At 68.9% G+C, this 15,867-nt stretch carries 14 protein-coding genes and 2 pseudogenes; 8 read left to right on the top strand and 8 right to left on the bottom strand.

All coding sequences use genetic code 11. The features are described from left to right. Positions 1 to 41: 41 nt before the first annotated feature. A complete protein-coding gene (locus AB0946_RS26700; RefSeq protein WP_366763179.1) occupies positions 42 to 188 on the bottom strand; it encodes a hypothetical protein in 147 nt (48 codons plus the stop codon). A gap of 110 nt (positions 189 to 298) precedes the next feature. On the opposite strand from AB0946_RS26700, the gene AB0946_RS26695 reads away from it, so the two are divergent. Beyond that, a complete protein-coding gene (locus tag AB0946_RS26695; protein ID WP_366763178.1) occupies positions 299 to 475 on the top strand; it encodes a hypothetical protein in 177 nt (58 codons plus the stop codon). 7 nt (positions 476 to 482) lie between these two features. Here the strand turns inward: AB0946_RS26695 and AB0946_RS26690 are convergent. Continuing rightward, positions 483 to 673, bottom strand: a pseudogene (locus tag AB0946_RS26690) (IS630 family transposase); the annotation flags it as partial. Positions 674 to 804: 131 nt separating this feature from the next. Between AB0946_RS26690 and AB0946_RS26685 the strand changes: the two are divergent. Next, positions 805 to 1,059 (top strand): hypothetical protein, encoded by a 255-nt coding sequence (locus AB0946_RS26685; protein ID WP_366763177.1) that lies wholly within the window; start codon positions 805 to 807, stop codon positions 1,057 to 1,059. Positions 1,060 to 1,280: 221 nt separating this feature from the next. Here the strand turns inward: AB0946_RS26685 and AB0946_RS26680 are convergent, their stop codons facing one another. Next, positions 1,281 to 1,862 carry a helix-turn-helix domain-containing protein gene (locus AB0946_RS26680; RefSeq protein ID WP_366763176.1) on the bottom strand — a complete coding sequence of 194 codons (582 nt, stop codon included), beginning with the start codon at positions 1,860 to 1,862 and terminating at the stop codon, positions 1,281 to 1,283. A 35-nt stretch (positions 1,863 to 1,897) separates the two neighbouring features. Here AB0946_RS26680 and AB0946_RS26675 point away from each other — a divergent pair, with 35 nt between their 5' ends. Both AB0946_RS26675 and AB0946_RS26670 read left to right on the top strand, forming a co-directional pair. Beyond that, entirely contained in the window at positions 1,898 to 3,160 is a 1,263-nt protein-coding gene (locus AB0946_RS26675) for an alpha/beta fold hydrolase (protein ID WP_366763175.1), read from the top strand. Between the two features lie 15 nt (positions 3,161 to 3,175). Further along, positions 3,176 to 4,119, top strand: a pseudogene (locus tag AB0946_RS26670) (IS5 family transposase). Positions 4,120 to 4,517: 398 nt separating this feature from the next. Here AB0946_RS26670 and AB0946_RS26665 read toward each other — a convergent pair. Continuing rightward, positions 4,518 to 5,177, bottom strand: a complete 660-nt coding sequence (locus AB0946_RS26665; protein WP_366763174.1) for a hypothetical protein — start codon at positions 5,175 to 5,177, stop codon at positions 4,518 to 4,520. 168 nt (positions 5,178 to 5,345) lie between these two features. Further along, positions 5,346 to 5,750 carry a helix-turn-helix domain-containing protein gene (locus tag AB0946_RS26660; RefSeq protein WP_366763173.1) on the bottom strand — a complete coding sequence of 135 codons (405 nt, stop codon included), beginning with the start codon at positions 5,748 to 5,750 and terminating at the stop codon, positions 5,346 to 5,348. Between the two features lie 144 nt (positions 5,751 to 5,894). Here AB0946_RS26660 and AB0946_RS26655 point away from each other — a divergent pair, with 144 nt between their 5' ends. Continuing rightward, positions 5,895 to 6,767 (top strand): SDR family oxidoreductase, encoded by an 873-nt coding sequence (locus AB0946_RS26655; protein ID WP_366763172.1) that lies wholly within the window; start codon positions 5,895 to 5,897, stop codon positions 6,765 to 6,767. 149 nt (positions 6,768 to 6,916) lie between these two features. On the opposite strand, the gene AB0946_RS26650 is transcribed toward AB0946_RS26655, so the two are convergent. Beyond that, the gene (locus AB0946_RS26650) at positions 6,917 to 7,798 is read right to left on the bottom strand and encodes an SDR family oxidoreductase (protein WP_366763268.1); all 882 of its coding nucleotides are present in this window, start codon (positions 7,796 to 7,798) and stop codon (positions 6,917 to 6,919) included. Positions 7,799 to 7,886: 88 nt separating this feature from the next. Between AB0946_RS26650 and AB0946_RS26645 the strand changes: the two genes are divergently transcribed. Further along, positions 7,887 to 8,465, top strand: a complete 579-nt coding sequence (locus AB0946_RS26645) for a helix-turn-helix domain-containing protein (RefSeq protein ID WP_366763171.1) — start codon at positions 7,887 to 7,889, stop codon at positions 8,463 to 8,465. 979 nt (positions 8,466 to 9,444) lie between these two features. Then, the gene (locus AB0946_RS26640) at positions 9,445 to 11,247 is read left to right on the top strand and encodes a hypothetical protein (protein WP_366763170.1); all 1,803 of its coding nucleotides are present in this window, start codon (positions 9,445 to 9,447) and stop codon (positions 11,245 to 11,247) included. Positions 11,248 to 11,574: 327 nt separating this feature from the next. Here AB0946_RS26640 and AB0946_RS26635 read toward each other — a convergent pair whose 3' ends face one another. Then, positions 11,575 to 11,742, bottom strand: coding sequence for a hypothetical protein (locus AB0946_RS26635; RefSeq protein WP_366763169.1), 168 nt, complete (start codon positions 11,740 to 11,742; stop codon positions 11,575 to 11,577). 677 nt (positions 11,743 to 12,419) lie between these two features. Between AB0946_RS26635 and AB0946_RS26630 the strand changes: the two genes are divergently transcribed. Beyond that, entirely contained in the window at positions 12,420 to 13,016 is a 597-nt protein-coding gene (locus AB0946_RS26630; RefSeq protein ID WP_366763168.1) for an enoyl-CoA hydratase/isomerase family protein, read from the top strand. Positions 13,017 to 13,413: 397 nt separating this feature from the next. Here the strand turns inward: AB0946_RS26630 and AB0946_RS26625 are convergent, their stop codons facing one another. Further along, positions 13,414 to 15,831 carry a glycoside hydrolase family 95 protein gene (locus AB0946_RS26625; RefSeq protein ID WP_366763167.1) on the bottom strand — a complete coding sequence of 806 codons (2,418 nt, stop codon included), beginning with the start codon at positions 15,829 to 15,831 and terminating at the stop codon, positions 13,414 to 13,416. Positions 15,832 to 15,867 lie beyond the last annotated feature (36 nt).

Genomic DNA, 15,867 nt, shown 5'->3' with positions numbered 1-15,867 from the left:
CCCCACCCTAAAGGAACGGCCACGATCCGACCTGGCCTTGATCAAGTCATCGGGTGTCGCGCCGAGTTGCACGCCATGCCGCCCCCTCCGCGCAGCGAGCCGAACACGTCCTGCTGCCCGGTGGTGAGGTTGTCCCAGCCGAGCCGGACCAAGCGCACCCACAGGCCGAGGTCCTCGCCCTGGTGCACGACGTCGCTTGTTTCGGTCGGCAGCGGCCGGCCTCCAGTTGGATCACGGTGCCGGTGACCCGTCGCTGGGGGTGGAGGTGCGCCAGAGTGTGCGTATCTCCCTTTGCCCGGTGACGGCAGAGCCGATCACCGCTCAGGTCGCGACCTTCCGGGAAGTGGTGGACGGGTGTGAGTACCTGACGCTGTGCCTGGGGAGCGTCCAGGGCGGCGTGCCGCTGGTGCGGATGTACTCCGAGTGCCTGACCGGCGACGTGTTCGGCTCCGCCTGCTGCGACTGCGTCCGCTAGTGCCGCATCAGGCAACGTTCGTCCTGTCGACCACTTTGCGTAGGCGTTCGTCGGCGGCGTGCTTGTTCCGCCAGATGACGTAGCGGCGGATCATGCTGCCCTGCTCCTTGTGGGTGGCATGGTCGGTGCCGTCCAAGGCGAGTTGGTCGGGGTGTAGGCGAATTCGACGTTGTTGGCCGCGGCCCACTCGCCGACCTGGGTGTCGCGGACGCGTACTCGCTCTGCCACCCGCACAGCTTGACGGCCCGGACCACCCGAGCGGCCACGCGGCAGCGCTTCACATCATCAAAGGGCAGATGCCGCCTGGTGAGGCGCAGTAGTCTCCAGGCGTGCTCGCACACATGTACGTTGAGAGAAGCCCGGTCCCCTATGTGATGATCCTTGTCATTGCTGCACCATTGGCCCTCGCGGCATTGCCGTTTGCGGTCATCGAACTCGTTCCGCCGTTGCGGAAGAAGTACAGCCTGGCACGCGGAAAAGACCCCATTGATCAGAAACTGAATTCCTGTGGCTGCTACATCGCAGTCCTGGCCCTATCGGGACTGGTTGCGCTGGGTATATGGGGGCTGGTCACACGTCTCTGAACCTCCAACTGGAGGTTCGACGTCACTTCCGCTTGCTTACCACTCGGTTGAGGACGACCGGACAGCTTCGGGTGGAAGGCGACCTGCACGACCCCGGAGCGCACCATGAGCTCCACGTCATGTGACAGGTCAAAACTCACGCGGGAGCCAATGCCAGGCTACGAACCGTGGTCGAACAGAATGAACGTTGCCTGATGCGGCACTAGGAGCTGTCCGGCCGATCATGTGTCTGTCTCCTGCTCGGTTCCTGTCGAGGGCCGCTCGGGTTCCGCCTGAGGGGCTTCCAGTGGGAAGTGGATGGGGCTGAGCAGGTATTGCGCTCGTTCGGGGCTCGGCTGGTTGGCAAGTTTCGGAGCGATGGCCGCGCGCAGCTCGCCGATCAGTTCCTCCAGTTCCGCCGGGCTGAGCCAGAGTGCATGCTGCCGGTAACCGACCCGATCGGTCACAGGATCAGCTCTGTCGTGGTCGAGATAGGCGGTGAACTCGGCCAGCAGGGCGGTCATTGCGGTGGCGAATGCCTGTCGGTGGTCCTCGGCGGTGAGCGTGCGGACCACCTCAGAGCCGATCACAGCCCGGTCCTGTCGCAGCCGGTAGTGTCGTTCCACCGCGCCGCGCACCCTATGCTCCTCAGCCACCTCCAGGACCCCGCCGCCCACCAGCAGATCGATGTGCCGGTAGACGGTGGCTTTGGAGGCATCTGGGATGCGTGCGCAGAGCTGAGTGGTAGTTAGCAGCCTTCCACCGCCCATCGCATGCACGATCCGCAGCCGGATGGGGTGGGCGAGCAGTTCCAGGGAGTTCATGCCTAACTTTCTCACGGCTGCTACCTTTCTCAAACATGAGAACAAATGAGGGTGGGGTACTGGAGGCAGCGCGAGGCCTCGCCGCGCTGCTGCAGGCGGAGCGGTTCGGCGAAATCGTGGGGCTGTTCGCTCCCCCACTGAGGGCTGCGGTCTCTGCCGAGGCTCTGCGGCTCGCGTGGACGGCTGAGGCTGTCGGCCTGGGCGGGGTCGAAGTGATTGAGGAGCCGGTGACCGAGGCTGGCGAGGCCGACCTGGTGCGCGTACGCATCCCGGTGACCTGCGCCAACGGCAGATTCACCGTGGTCACGTCGGTGGGCGACGACGGTCTGTTGCACGGATTGAGACTCGATCCGCACGGTGGCGCTGAGTGGCAGCCGCCGCACTACGCGGATGCTGACCGGTTCACCGAGCAGGACGTCCTGCTCGGTACCGGGCCGCTTGCAGTCCCCGGTACGCTCAGCCTGCCCGTAGGCCCAGGGCCGTGGCCCGCCGTGGTGCTGCTCAGCGGTGGCGGGGCGTTCGACCGGGACGAAAGCAGCGGCCCGAACAAGCCGCTGAAGGACCTCGCCTGGGGGCTCGCCTCCCGACAGGTGGCCGTGCTGCGCTTCGACAAGGTGACCTTCGCGCACCCGGGCGGTCTGCCAACGGACTTCACCATGGCTGACGAGTACCTGCCCCAGGCACTCGCCGCCGTCCGGCTGCTCCGGCAGCAGCCCGAGGTGGCACCGGAGCGGATCCACCTGCTCGGGCACAGCATGGGCGGCAAGGTGGCGCCCCGGATCGCCGCCGCCGACCCATCGATCGCGGGCCTGGTGCTGCTCGCCGCAGACACGCAGCCGATGCATGAGGCGGCCGTCCGGGTGGCCCGCTATCTCGCGGAGCTCGCCCCCGGTCCGAGCGCGGAGGAGGCGGTGTCAGCCATGGTCCAGCAGGCCGCGTCGGTGGCGGACCCGGAACTTACGCCTGACACGCCGTCAATCCTGTTGCCGCTTGGCCTCTCCGCCGCCTACTGGCTCGATCTGCGCGCCTACGACCCGGTGGCCACGGCAGCCCAACTGGTCCGCCCGATGCTGATCCTTCAGGGCGGACGGGACTACCAAGTGACCGTCGCCGACGACCTGACAGGCTGGCAGCGTGCCCTGGCGCACCGGCCTGAGGTGACAATCAGGATCCACGAGGAGGCCAACCACCTCTTCTTTCCCGGCAGCGGCCAACCCACGCCAGCCGAGTACGCGCGGCCAGGACATGTTGCCCCCGCGGTGGTGGACGAGATCGCGACCTGGCTGGCGCGACGGTAGGGGAGGGCATGCCCTATGGGGCAGCATGAACGCGGTGGTCTCACGGATGCCGAGTGGGAACGGCTCAGGCCGCACCTGCCGGTGAGCAACAGGCGGTGCGGGCGCTGGCGAGATCACCGACAGGTGATCGACGGGGTCCTTCACCGGGTGCGGACCGGGGTGCCATGGCGAGATCTGCCCGAGCGGTTCGGGCCGTGGAAGACGATCTATGAGCGCCACCGGTTATGGTCGGCGGACGGCACTTGGGAACGCTTGCTGCAGCACGTGCAGGCCATGGCCGACGCGGTGGGCGAGATTGACTGGGACGTGTCGGTGGACTCCACTATCGTGCGCGCCCACCAGCACGCGGCCGGCGCCCGAACCGAACCACCGGTGAGGCGCGCCGGGCCAAAAGGGGCCAAGGAGACAGAACACCAGATCGAAAGTCCATGGCGAAGTCTGGTGGGTCGGCCGGCGGCGGTGGCGAACGAAATGAGGGCCTGGGTCGCTCGCGCGGCGGCTTCACCAACAAGATCCATCTTAGTGCCGACGGCCTCTGCCGCCCGCTGTCCCTGATCGTCACTGCAGGACAACGGGCGGACTGCACCCAGTTCACATCGGTGCTGGAGAAGATCAGGGTGCCCCGCCTCGGAGCGGGCAGGCCCCGCAAGAAGCCCGACAGCGTCGCGGCGGATAAGGCTTACAGCAACGGTCCCTGCCGCCAATACCTGCGACAACGAGGAATCCGGCACACGATCCCGGAGAAGACCGACAGTAAGGCAGCTCGCCTGCGCAAAGGATCACGAGGTGGACGACCGCCCGGCTTCGACAAGGACCGCTACAAAAAGCGCAACACCGTCGAGCGGGCCGTCAACAGGCTGAAGAACTCCCGGGCAGTCGCCACCCGCTATGACAAGCGCGGTTATGTCTTCCTTGGCACAGTCACCGCAGCCGCCCTGGTCATCTGGCTCCGCACATGATCGCCCGGACAGTGCCTAGCTGCGCGGGGCCCTGCGCGTGATCGACACCGCTGGCCGGTTGCTGCTGTGCCTGTGTCGGGAAGGGCGGGTATCGGCCTGTATATCAAGCTGGACGTGGACGGGTTGCAGGACCACGGGCTGGACGACTACGAGGCTGACCGGGCCCTGGGACTGGGTGAGGACATGTGTGACCGCGCGGTGGCCGCGTAGATGCTGCTCGTTGCGGGCCACGAAGGGATCGGCCTGCTCGCCAACAATCCCCGCAAGTGGTGCGGCGGACCCTCGTCACGGGCGTCTTCGTCAATCCGCACGACACCGGCTACCTGACGGCGAAGGTCGCCCGCACCTCGCACACCATCCGACTGGAGGAGTCGGCGTGATACGCCATGACGGGCCGATCAGCGGCGTCGCGGCCTTCGGCGGCGCGTACGTGGCCACGGCCGGCTACGACAACCAGGTCGTCCTGTGGGGCGTGGCGGCGCGGGTACCGCTCGCCCCCACCGCGTGTCAGCGTCGTGGGGCACTGCAGTGCCACCGGTCCATCCAGTCACGAACTCCTGCTCGGCGATGCCGGTGACGCACAGTTCGGCGTCAGTTGTGCGAACCAGGCGCAGGAGCACGTCCGAGAGCTGTATCGCTTCACGCAGGTCTGAGGTGACCATCTGCCCATCGGTGACCTTGCTCGTCAGTGGTGAGGTGCGACTGCCGATGTCGGCCGCGGTCAACGTCGCCGCGTGCTTCCAGGCCTGCTCCGTAATGGGGTTGGCCTTCCCGCCGCCGTGCATCACGGCGTTGCGTACCTCCTTGTGATACCGGTACAGGACAAGGAGCGCGTCGAGGTGGCTCAGGCTGTACTTCTGCCGGGCGGCGTAGACAGGGTGGAACGCCCTTTGCATGTCGGAGGACCTGGTAGCGCGGGCGGTTGCCAGTGCCTCTTCCCAAGCTGTGTCGATGCAGGTGCCGCGGAGGTTACTGGCGGGAATCCCCGACCCGCGGGTGAAGCGGTCGGATAGGTCCTGCTTGGTGGCCTGAGGGGACACGCTGACGTAGCCCTGCACCTGCCAGCGCAGATTCCATAGAGCCGCGCTCGATGTGTGTATGAAGTCGAACAGCTGACTGTTACTGAGGTTGAACTCGCGATGTCGCCGGGTTGCTCAGGTGAGTCTGATTGTCGGGCCCGTCTCGGCGAGGCAGCCGTCTATGACCAGACCGCCGGCCGCCGCTGATTACCTGCTGTGCTCAGTGCGGTCGTCATACTCTTCGCGGGCGGTGATGACTTCTTCGATGTGCAGCACGGACCACTCCGTGAGCGCCTTCAGCGGTTCCCGCAGCGTCTGGCCGAGCGCGGTCAGCTCATACTCCACGTGCGGCGGCACCTCTGGGTAGACGGTCCGGCTGACCAGCCCGTCGCGTTCGAGGGTGCGCAGCGTCTGGGTGAGCATCTTCTCGCTCACGCCCGCCAGTGCCTGCCGGAGCTGGCCGAACCGGGAGGTTCCGTTCCGGCCGAGTTCGCCCAGCACGAGGACCGCCCACTTGCTGCCGATCTGGTCAAGCAGGTCCCGCGACGGGCAGCCGCGCTCGTACGGATCGAATGACGGTATGGGCCCGGTCACGTTGTCGACAGCAGCCATACGGCTCACCTCAATGCTTTCGCTCCGGTAAGTACCATACCAATAAGTGGCTACTCCCCAGCAGAGAGTGTCCAGGTCATTCTGTGTTCCATCCCGCGGCGGACAGACCGCGGCAGGCGTGCGAGGCACGCGCGGAAGGAAGGAATGACCACCATGCCGATCGTCGTCACCGGAGCCACCGGCCAGCTGGGCAGGCTCACCGTAGAGGCACTGCTGCGGCGCGGGATCCCGGCCGCGGACATCATCGCGACCGGCCGAGACATCACCAGGATCAAGGACCTGGCCGACCGAGGCATCACGGTACGCCGCGCCGACTTCGCGGACACCGACAGCCTGGCCGAGGCATTCGCGGGGGCGGACAGGCTGCTGCTGATCTCGGCCTCGGTCCCCGTGGGCGAGCGGGTCGCCAACCACCGCCGCGTGATCGACGCCGCAGCGTCCGCAGGCGTGTCGCTGGTGGCGTACACGAGCACGACGCACGCGGACACGGCCACCACCATCATCGGCGCCACGCACGGCGAGACGGAGAGGTATCTGCGGGACCGCGGAATCCCCAGCGTGCTGCTGCGCAACAGCTGGTACTTGGAGAACTACACCAGCCAACTGCCGCAGATCCTGCAGAACGGCGCCGTCGTCGGCGCCGCAGGCGAGGGGCGGATCAGCGCCGCGTCCCGCGCCGACTACGCCGAGGCCGCAGCGGTCGTCCTCACCGCCGAAGGCCACACCGGCGCCGTGTACGAGCTCGGCGGCGACGAATCCTTCACCCTGACTGAGCTCGCCGCCGCGATCTCCGCTGCGGCCGGGAAGCAGGTTACCTACGCTGACCTCCCGGAGACCGACTTCGCCAAGGGACTGGCCGCCGCGGGCCTACCCGCCGAGCTGGCGGAGGTCCTCGCCGACGCTGACCGCGGCATGAACCGCGGCGAGATGTACACCGATTCTGGCGACTTGCGCCGCCTGATCGGCCGCCCGCCCGTGACCCTGGCCGAGGCACTCGCGGTCGCCCTGCATGACTGAGGTTGAACTTGTGATGTGGCCGGGTCACTCAGGTGGGTCTGCTCCTACGAACAACTCGCCGTCGCCCGGCATCCCGGCACCGGGCATTCCAGCGCTTTGCCAATAACGCATTGAGCCGAGCACAGACGGTCCCCAGGAACCGGGGTGCGTCAGGGCTGAATGTTCTCCAGGTCCTCGAGGAGGCTGGGGTGGGTCGGCTGCCACCCGAGGGCATCGCGGGTGTGGGCGCTGGACGCCGGCTGGTCCATGGCAAATATCGGGCCGAACGGGCCGAAGCTGTCCTGCGGAACCTCCTCGACCGGCAGGCCCAGTCGCCGGCCGATGACTGTGGCGATGTCCCGCACCGCGTCGCCCTCGTCGCCGACGGCGTGCCAGGCTGTCCCGGCCGGTGCCGACTCAAGGACCAGACGGAACAGGACGGCTGCGTCGAGCGCGTGCACGGCCGGCCAGCGCTGGGTGCCGTCGCCCGGATAGCCGGCCACCCCGGTGCGGCGCGCCTGATCGGTCAACAGGCCGGCGAATCCCCCCTTGCCCTCGTTGTGGACCGTGCGCGGCATACGGACAGCCGTGCTGCGCACACCACGCGAGGCGAGGTCAAGCAGCGCGTTGACCGAACGGCCTCGGCCGCCCACCGGTCCGTCGGTCGGCAGCGGATCGGTCTCGGTGGAGGCCCGCCCCGGCACCCAGGGCGTGCCGGAGACCGCGACGATCGGGCGGTCGCTTCCGATGAGTTCCTGCCCCAGCACGGTGAGAGCGGCGCTCTCCTCGGCGATGGCCTGGGCGAGTGCGTCCGGACTGCTGTAGTCGCGTCCGAACGCCAGACTGATCACGCCGTCGCACTGCGCCGCGCCGGACCGCAGAGCGTCGAGGTCGGCCAGGTCTCCTCTCAGCACCTTGGCACCAGCGCGCTCAAGGGCCTGCGCGGAGCCGTCCGAACGAGCCAGTGCGAGAACGGTGTGGCCGTTGCCGAGCAGTTCGGCGACGACGGCGGAGCCGATGGTGCCGGTACCGCCGGTGACGAAGACATGCATGAGCTCTCCCTGAAAGTGATGGGACTCTTGTCCCATCACTGACACTACACGGTGACGGGACAGGTGTCCCATCACCTATCCTGGTCTCATGGCTAGATGGCAACCGGGAGCGGCCCAGCGACTCGTCGTCGCGGCCGTCGACCTGTTCACCGAGCAGGGGTACGACGCCACCACGGTGACGCAGATCGCCGAGCGCGCCGGCGTCACCAAGAGCACCTTCTTCCGATACTTCTCCGACAAGCGCGAGCTACTGGTCGCCGGTCAGGAGACGCTCAGCAGGCTGCTCGCCGACGGCATCACCGAGGCCCCCGCGAGCGCCAGCCCGCTCCAGGCGGTAGCAGCAGGTCTCGAGCGCGCATCGAGCGCTATGGGACCGGTGAACCGCGAACTCGGCCCCCGCCTCAAAGCAGCCGTGGCAGCCAGCACCGAGCTACAAGAGCGCGACGCCCTCAAGAGCGTCGGCCTCGCGGCCGCCATGACAGCCGCGCTCATCGCCCGCGGCGTCCCCGAGCCGACCGCGCAACTCGCGGCCGAGCTGGGAGTCCTCGCGTTCAAACGGGGATACGCCCAGTGGTCCGAAAGCGATCGTGACGGCATCGAAGGGCTCGCGCCACACGCACTGGCAGCCCTGGAAGACTTGCGTGCGGCAACTGCATCGCTGGGCTGATCTACGCCGCTCGGCTGTCGCCAGCCGGGCCCTGTCAGCCCCACGGGCACTTCGCCCGTCGACCGCCTCCGAGACGCCCTGCTCGTCCTGACAAACCTCGGAGCCGATCGCTGACAGAGGACCTACTGCGCAGACAGGCACCCACGACCAGCGTGAGCACCCCGAGAGCCGGTCCACGCCAGCCTTCTGACCCGCGGCTTCAAGTTGGCAGGCGCGTGCGAACGTCGTCTTGTCAGGAGACCTCTCGAAGTTCACGAAGGCGCCGTCGGTGTGTGGGGCGAGGGGCGTCCAGGCCGCGGTCAGCGTGGCGCGTTCGTCCGGCGGGAACGCCGAGGCGATGACGAGGGTGTTCTGATGGTGGTGTGTGAACGCCATAGCAGAGGGGGCCGGGTCGTGGGCCGCGCCGCCGAGCGCACGCAACTGGACCAGGACCGGGTCGGGGGCGGCGGACGCCGCGACCAGGGCGCGGGCGGCGTCCGGGGTCATGCCGGTGAGCAGGCCGTTGGTCGTGCTGGAGGGCATCTGCCCGGTGTTGGGGTGCAAGTGGAGTGGCGGGACCAGCTCTGTGTAGGGGACGACATGGGCCTGCTGGGCCATGACGTTACCGATGCTGAGTCGGCGACCTGCGCGAGGCCATGTGCACGGTGGCCAGGACCGGCCGGGCGCGGTACGCGCCGCCGCGCAGACGGGAGAGGGTGGGAGCGAGGGGCGTCGTCCCCCCCCGTGTGGATCAAGCATGTGTCAGCCCGCTCCTATGAGAGGGCAATCACATCCTATGGAGGGGCAAAGAATTCCCTCCCATACTGCCGAACACGCGTGCGTCAAAGCTACGTTCCTCGCGCACACTGTCATGTCATCATCAGATCTCCCCGGCCAGTAAGTGTCATGCTCATGACTGCGCGGTCGCCGCCGCTACGCGCGTCACGGGCCTGCCCCCACTCCGACCGCGACGCCCACTTCCCCACGGAGGCAGTACCCCATGCGTGAGTCACGCCCCAGCCGGCGCAGCCGGAGTCTGCGAAGACTCCTGTCCGTCGCCCTCCCCTCCCTCGCCCTCTGCGTCGCCGGCCTCGCTGCGGCGCCGACCGCCGGGGCCCAGTCCGGCACCGCCGCCACGGCCCACGTCACCCGGGCCGCACAGAACGCCAAGGCCCTGACCGCTCCCGAACGGCAGACCTTCCACTCCACCGGCAAGGCCGGTCAGAAGGTCCCCACGGCTCACCTGTGCGCCACCGCCGAGCCGGGCCACGCGTCCTGCTTCGCCCAGCGCCGGACCGACATCAAGCAGCGACTGGCCACCGCGCTCGCCGCCGCCACCCCCTCCGGCCTGTCCCCGGCCAACCTGCACAGCGCCTACAACCTGCCCTCCACTGGCGGCACCGGTATGACGGTCGCCATCGTCGACGCGTACAACGACCCCAACGCCGAAGCGGACCTGGGAACGTACCGATCCACCTACGGCCTGTCCTCCTGCACCAAGGCCAACGGCTGCTTCAAGCAGGTCAGCCAGACCGGTTCGACCACTTCGCTGCCCGCCAACGACACCGGCTGGGCCGGCGAGGAGGCCCTCGACCTCGACATGGTCAGCGCGGCCTGCCCCAACTGCAACATCATCCTGGTCGAGGCCAACTCCGCCAACGACACCGACCTCGGCATAGCCGAGAACGAGGCCGTCGCGCTCGGCGCCAAGTTCGTCTCCAACAGCTGGGGCGGCTCGGAGTCCTCAGGCCAGACCACCGAGGACACCCAGTACTTCAAGCACCCAGGCGTCGCGATCACCGTTTCCGCCGGCGACTCCGCCTACGGTGCCGAATACCCGGCGACCTCCCAGTACGTGACCGCCGTCGGCGGTACCGCGCTCACCACCGCCTCCAACTCCCGCGGCTGGACCGAGTCCGTCTGGCACACCAACTCCACCGAGGGCACCGGCTCCGGCTGCTCCGCCTACGACCCGAAGCCGACCTGGCAGACGGACACCGGCTGCGCCAAGCGCATGGAGGCCGACGTCTCCGCCGTCGCCGACCCGGCCACCGGCGTCGCGGTCTACGACACCTTCGGCGGCTCCGGCTGGGCGGTCTACGGCGGCACCAGCGCCTCCGCCCCGCTCATCGCCGGCGTCTACGCCCTCGCGGGCACCCCGGGCGCGACCGACTACCCGGCGAAGTACCCCTACAGCCACACCGCCAACCTCTACGACGTGACCACGGGCAACAACGGCTCCTGCTCCACCTCGTACTTCTGCACCGCCCGCACCGGCTACGACGGCCCGACCGGCTGGGGCACCCCCAACGGCATCGCGGCCTTCACCGCCGGTACCGGTGGTGGCGGCACCTGCACCTCCGCGCAACTGCTCGGCAACGCGGGCTTCGAGTCGGGCAACACCGTCTGGACCGCCACCACCGGCGTCATCACCAACGACACCGGTGAGGCCGCGCACGGCGGCTCGTACAAGGCCTGGCTCGACGGGTACGGCACCAGCCACACCGACACCGTGACCCAGTCGGTGACCATCCCGGCCGGCTGCCACGCCAGCTTCTCCTTCTACCTGCACACCGACACCGCCGAGACTGGCACCACCGCGTACGACAAGCTGACGGTGTCCGCCAACACGACCACCCTGGCGACGTACTCGAACGTCAACGCCTCCACCGGGTACTCGCTGAAGACCTTCGACCTGTCCGCCTTCGCGGGCCAGACGGTCACCCTGAAGTTCAGCGGTGTGGAGGACTCCTCCCTCCAGACCAGCTTCGTCGTGGACGACACCGCCCTGACGACCAGCTGATCCCCGCAGCGAGCAAACCGGTCCCGCACACGGCAGCCGTCGTGTGCGGGACATTCGCGTGTACGTCCCTGACAGGCCGCACGCGTGGTGGTGAGCGTGCTGGGCGGAGACGGAGACATCCCGCCCGAAGTGTCTGTCACCTCCGCCGTCGGCTCCTGCCCGGGCCCGCATGGCCAGCTTACTCTGCCGGCGTCCAGCCGTTCTTCCGTTGCAGCGGAAGCTTCGCGACCGTGCTGGTGCCCTCGCGCAGAGGACGGCCCGGCTCATGACACACCGAGTGTGCCGCGTGGGGCGAGGGACGGCGGAGGCCGCACCGGCCGAACCCCGTCAGGCCGGAGCGCGGCCGCATGTGCCGCACACATGCCGGGGCGTGGCCTTCTCGGGAACGACCAGCACGAGGTGGACGACCTCGTCGTCCTCCCTGCCGTCCTGCGCACCCCCCAGCATTTCCGGGGGCTCGACGTGTGCGCCGAGCGGGGTGCAGTTGGCGGTCATGCGACGGTTGTCAGGCGTTGTCACGACCGCCGCCTCCCGGACGCCGAAGAACGGCGCCTGGGACAGCGTCCAACACGCCAGCGCCGTGCCCCACGTCCTACCAGCCGTCCTCCACGAGTAAGGCCAGCTCACCGCGGCCTTCGGCACCGTCGTGCACCAGGTGGGTGGTGGCGAGGACCACGTCGGGACGGTTCACCGGGCTCGTCACCCAGCTCACACCCTGCCGGGTCAGACGGGCCCACTCGTGCTGCCGCAGGGCGGAACGCCCCGTCTGGTAACGGCTGAAGAGCGTATGCGGGGAACAGCGGCCGTGCATGGTTCACCGCCACGAGGTCCGCTGCCTCGGCTCGCCGGGGTCACGGTCATCCGGCCCGAACGGGTGCGGATCCGATGGCCCGCGGGTCCGGCCGTACCGGTGGAAGGGGCTGTCAGTGCATCAGGTGTCACGGTGAGGTCCTGTATCGGGCGCAGGGGCAGCGAAGCGCGAGGTCCCGCGTCCGCGCCGGGGTCGACATATGAGGACAGTCCAGCGCGGAAGGGAGCCGCCCGCTTCCGTCGAACGACTGCCGGCGGGCGAGGAATGACTGACACCTCGGACGGTGCAGTGAGAGATGTGTGCCCTATCGGGCACCATGGGCGTCCGGCACCGCCCCCGACACGCCGACGGCCGTAATGTCATGGCCAGTCGACGGGAGGGCATGCCGGCCTGGTTCGACATCATCGGCCGCCTCGGCAACGCCCCCTTCATCACGGTGGGTTCCCTGCGAGGCCGTGCGCGTGGCATCGGCAACGAGTTCCTGACCACGCTCGACGTGCGGTTCGCCAGCCGGGAGAAGGCCGTGCTCAGCCAGCTGGAGATCGGTACGGGGATCATCCCCGGCTGCGGCGGCATCCAGCGCCTGGTGCAGCTCACCGGGCGGTCCCGGGCCCTGGAGATCATCACCTCCGGTGAGGACTACGACGCCGACACGGCCGCGCTGTACGGCTGGGTCAACCGTGCCGTCCCCGACGCCGAACTGGACGCGGTCGTCGACCGGTTCGCGCGGCGGATCGCCTCCTTCGACACCGACGCCCTCCGCGCCGTCAAGGAGATCGTCAACGAGGAGGCCCCACTGCACAGCCCCGACGATCTGGCGGCCACCCACCAGCGCTTCGCCGGGCTGCTCGCCCGGGACTTCGTCCAGCAGCGCCTGCAACTGTCGGCGAAGGCGAGCCCCGAGGCCATCTACGACCTGGAACTGAACATGGGCGAGCGCCTCGGTCCCCGCGGCTAGCCCGGACACCTTCGCCGCTATGCCGTAGGACCGCATGTCGGCGGGCCACATACCCGCGGGCCACATACCCGAGGTCCGTACGCAGCGCCCCGCGAACCAGTGGGCTCGCGCGCTCGCGCCCGACCTTCCCAGTCCGCCCATCAGTGCTGAAAGGCGCTCACCTGGCCACCGAATCCACCCACAGCCAGATCACGACGCCCAACCTCCATGTCGAGGCCTGCCTCTGGCGAGGGCCGTTCCACATGCCCAAGATCGCAGTCGCGATACGGAACGTATCCGGCGATCCTGGCAGGGAAAGTGGGGTACGGGCTCGGGCGGCGACGCGCCCCCGGACAGGATCCGGGGGCCGTACGGCGCGTGATCGGGGCCGGGTGGCCTGCCCGGTCCCGATGGCACGTCACAGCGGCGTGATCACGTACTTCTCACCCGCTTGGGCGTCGAACACTACGACGGCGCTCTCGGGGCGCTTCACATCGGTGCGGGCACCGCCCTCGGCGTGCACCGCGACCGGTGCCGCGGTGCGCAGCCGGACCGCGCCCGTCCGGCGCGCCGCAAGGCGGGCGTGGGTCAGCGCGCCGTCGCTCCAGGAGACGTCGACGGTGAGGGCGCCGCGGGCGAGGAGGCCGGTGACCTGGCCCTGCGGAAGCTGCGGGGGCAGCGCCGGCAGGAGGTGGACCTCGTCGGTGTGGGACTGCACCAGCCATTCGGTCACTCCCGCGGTGGCGCCGAAGTTGCCGTCGATCTGGAACGGCGGGTGCAGGTCGAACAGGTTCGGAGCGGTGCGGTCGGGAGTGAGGAGGTCGGTGAGGAGTTTGTAGGAGCGCGATCCGTCTTCCGCGCGCGCCCAGAAATTAATCTTCCAGGCGAGGGACCAGCCGGTACCGGCGTCCCCGCGCATCTCCAGCGTCTTCAGTGCGGCCCGGAACAGTTCGGGGGTGCCACGCTTGGAGATCTGGTTGCTCGGATGGAGACCGTACAGGTGGGATACATGGCGGTGCTGTTGCTCGGGCGCGCCGGCGTCCCAGTCCTGCTGCCATTCCTGCAACTGCCCCAGCGTGCCGATCTTCATGGGCGGAAGCTGGCCGCGGGCCTGGCGCACCTGGGCGGCGTACGGGCTGGTGATGCCGAGCGCGTCACAGGCGGCGAGGTAACCGTCGAACAGGTCGCGCAGGATCTGGTTGTCCATGGTGGGACCGGCGCATGCGGACACGCCGGCGTGGTGGGCGTTCTCCGGCGAAACGGACGGGCAGGTCACCAGATACCCGCTGGTGGGGTCCGTGACGAGGGCGTCGAGGAAGAAGCGGACGGCGCCCTCGACGACCGGCAGGCGTCGGAGCAGTGCTTCGCGGTCACCGGTGAAGCGGTAGTGCTCCCAGACCGAGGTAGCCAGCCAGGCGCCACCGGTGGGCCACATGCCCCAGAACGCGCCGTCGACGGGCGCGGTGCCGCGCCAGGCGTCGGTGTTGTGGTGGGCGACCCAGCCGTTCGCGCCGTACTGCACCCGTGCGGTCCTCTGTCCCGCCTGGGCGAGGTCGTCGAGCAGGGCGAAGATCGGCTCCCAGCACTCCAGAAGGTTGGTGGTGGAGGCCGGCCAGTAGTTCATCTCCGTGTTGATGTTGATCGTGTACTTGGAGTCCCAGGGCGGGGAGAGTTGGTCGTTCCAGATGCCCTGCAGGTTGGCGGGCTGGGTGCCGGGGCGGGAGGAGGCGATGAGGAGGTAGCGGCCGAACTGGTAGTGCAGGGCCACCAGATGAGGATCGTCGGACTGGGCGAAGGCGGCCACCCGCTGGTCGGTCGGTGCGTTGGCGGCGTCCGTGACGCCGAGGTCTAGCGTGACGCGCCGGAAGAGGGTGCGGTGGTCGCGCACATGGCGGGCGCGCAGTTGCCCGTAGGGGGTGTCGGCGGCGGCGTTCAGCGGGCGCTCGGCGCGGGCTCGGTGGTCGCCGGAGACGTCGCGGTAGTCGTTGTAGTTGGTGCCCACGGACACCAGCAGGGTCACCGCGTCGGCGGCGGTCACGGTGAGGGTGCCGTTCTCGCTGCGCACGGTGCCGCCTTCGGCGCGGGCACGGACCAGCGCGCGGAAGCGGACCCGGCCGGTGACGCCCTCGCGGGTCTGCCCGGTGCCCTCCAGCGCGGCGGTGATCCGGTCGGGGGAGGACTTCTGGGTCTGCTGGGGGCTGTCGAAAGCGGCGGTGAGCGAGAGGGCGCCGGGGGTGTCGGCGGTCAGCCGCACCACGATCAGCTGGTCGGCATGGCTGGCGAACGCCTCGCGGCGGTAGGCCACCCCGCCGCGGGTGTACGTCGTGGTGGCCACGGCGGTGTCGAGGTCCAACTCCCGTCGGTAGGAGCCGACCTCGCCCGTGCCGGGGAACGCCAGGCGCAGATCGCCGACCGTCTGGTACATCAACTCCCCGACCGGGTTGCCCAGGAAGGTCGAGTTGATCAGGTCTTGGGCCGAGCCCCACTGGCCGGCGAAGATCCGGCGCCGGATCTCGGGGAGGTTCGTTAGACCCTGCGGGTTGGCCGGTTCGTAGGGGCCTCCCGCCCACAGTGTGTCCTCGTTGAGCTGGAGCCGGTCGGTGTCGACTCCGCCGAACACCATGGCGCCGAGGCGGCCGTTGCCGAGGGGCAGGGCCTCCAGCCACTGACCTGCGGGCTTGCCGTACCACAGGGCCAGGCGCGAGGCGTCCGGCGCGGCGGCGTCCTCCGCCTCCACCGCGGACTGTGGGGCCGCGGCCGCCGAGGCGGCCGGGAGACCGACGGCCAGTGCGGCCGAGGTCGCTGCGGAGGTGACGAGAAAGTCTCTTCGTTCCATGAGAATGCCTGCCTTTCGAGTGCGGGTTGGGCGGGT

Origin of the sequence: Streptomyces sp. NPDC046870 (assembly GCF_040704595.1) — a bacterium.
Classification (GTDB): domain Bacteria; phylum Actinomycetota; class Actinomycetes; order Streptomycetales; family Streptomycetaceae; genus Streptomyces; species Streptomyces argyrophylli.
Note: the sequence above shows the minus strand (reverse complement) of the source record. Positions and strands in the feature narration are given on the sequence as shown.

Excerpts from the sequence above, each read along its gene's own strand:
- AB0946_RS26680 (WP_366763176.1), bottom strand. The coding sequence starts at position 1,862 with ATGAACTCCCTGGAACTGCTCGCCCACCCCATCCGGCTGCGGATCGTG.
- AB0946_RS26675 (WP_366763175.1), top strand. The coding sequence starts at position 1,898 with ATGAGAACAAATGAGGGTGGGGTACTGGAGGCAGCGCGAGGCCTCGCC.
- AB0946_RS26660 (WP_366763173.1), bottom strand. The coding sequence starts at position 5,750 with ATGGCTGCTGTCGACAACGTGACCGGGCCCATACCGTCATTCGATCCG.
- AB0946_RS26655 (WP_366763172.1), top strand. The coding sequence starts at position 5,895 with ATGACCACCATGCCGATCGTCGTCACCGGAGCCACCGGCCAGCTGGGC.
- AB0946_RS26650 (WP_366763268.1), bottom strand. The coding sequence starts at position 7,798 with ATGCATGTCTTCGTCACCGGCGGTACCGGCACCATCGGCTCCGCCGTC.
- AB0946_RS26645 (WP_366763171.1), top strand. The coding sequence starts at position 7,887 with ATGGCTAGATGGCAACCGGGAGCGGCCCAGCGACTCGTCGTCGCGGCC.
- AB0946_RS26640 (WP_366763170.1), top strand. The coding sequence starts at position 9,445 with ATGCGTGAGTCACGCCCCAGCCGGCGCAGCCGGAGTCTGCGAAGACTC.
- AB0946_RS26635 (WP_366763169.1), bottom strand. The coding sequence starts at position 11,742 with ATGACCGCCAACTGCACCCCGCTCGGCGCACACGTCGAGCCCCCGGAA.
- AB0946_RS26630 (WP_366763168.1), top strand. The coding sequence starts at position 12,420 with ATGGCCAGTCGACGGGAGGGCATGCCGGCCTGGTTCGACATCATCGGC.
- AB0946_RS26625 (WP_366763167.1), bottom strand. The coding sequence starts at position 15,831 with ATGGAACGAAGAGACTTTCTCGTCACCTCCGCAGCGACCTCGGCCGCA.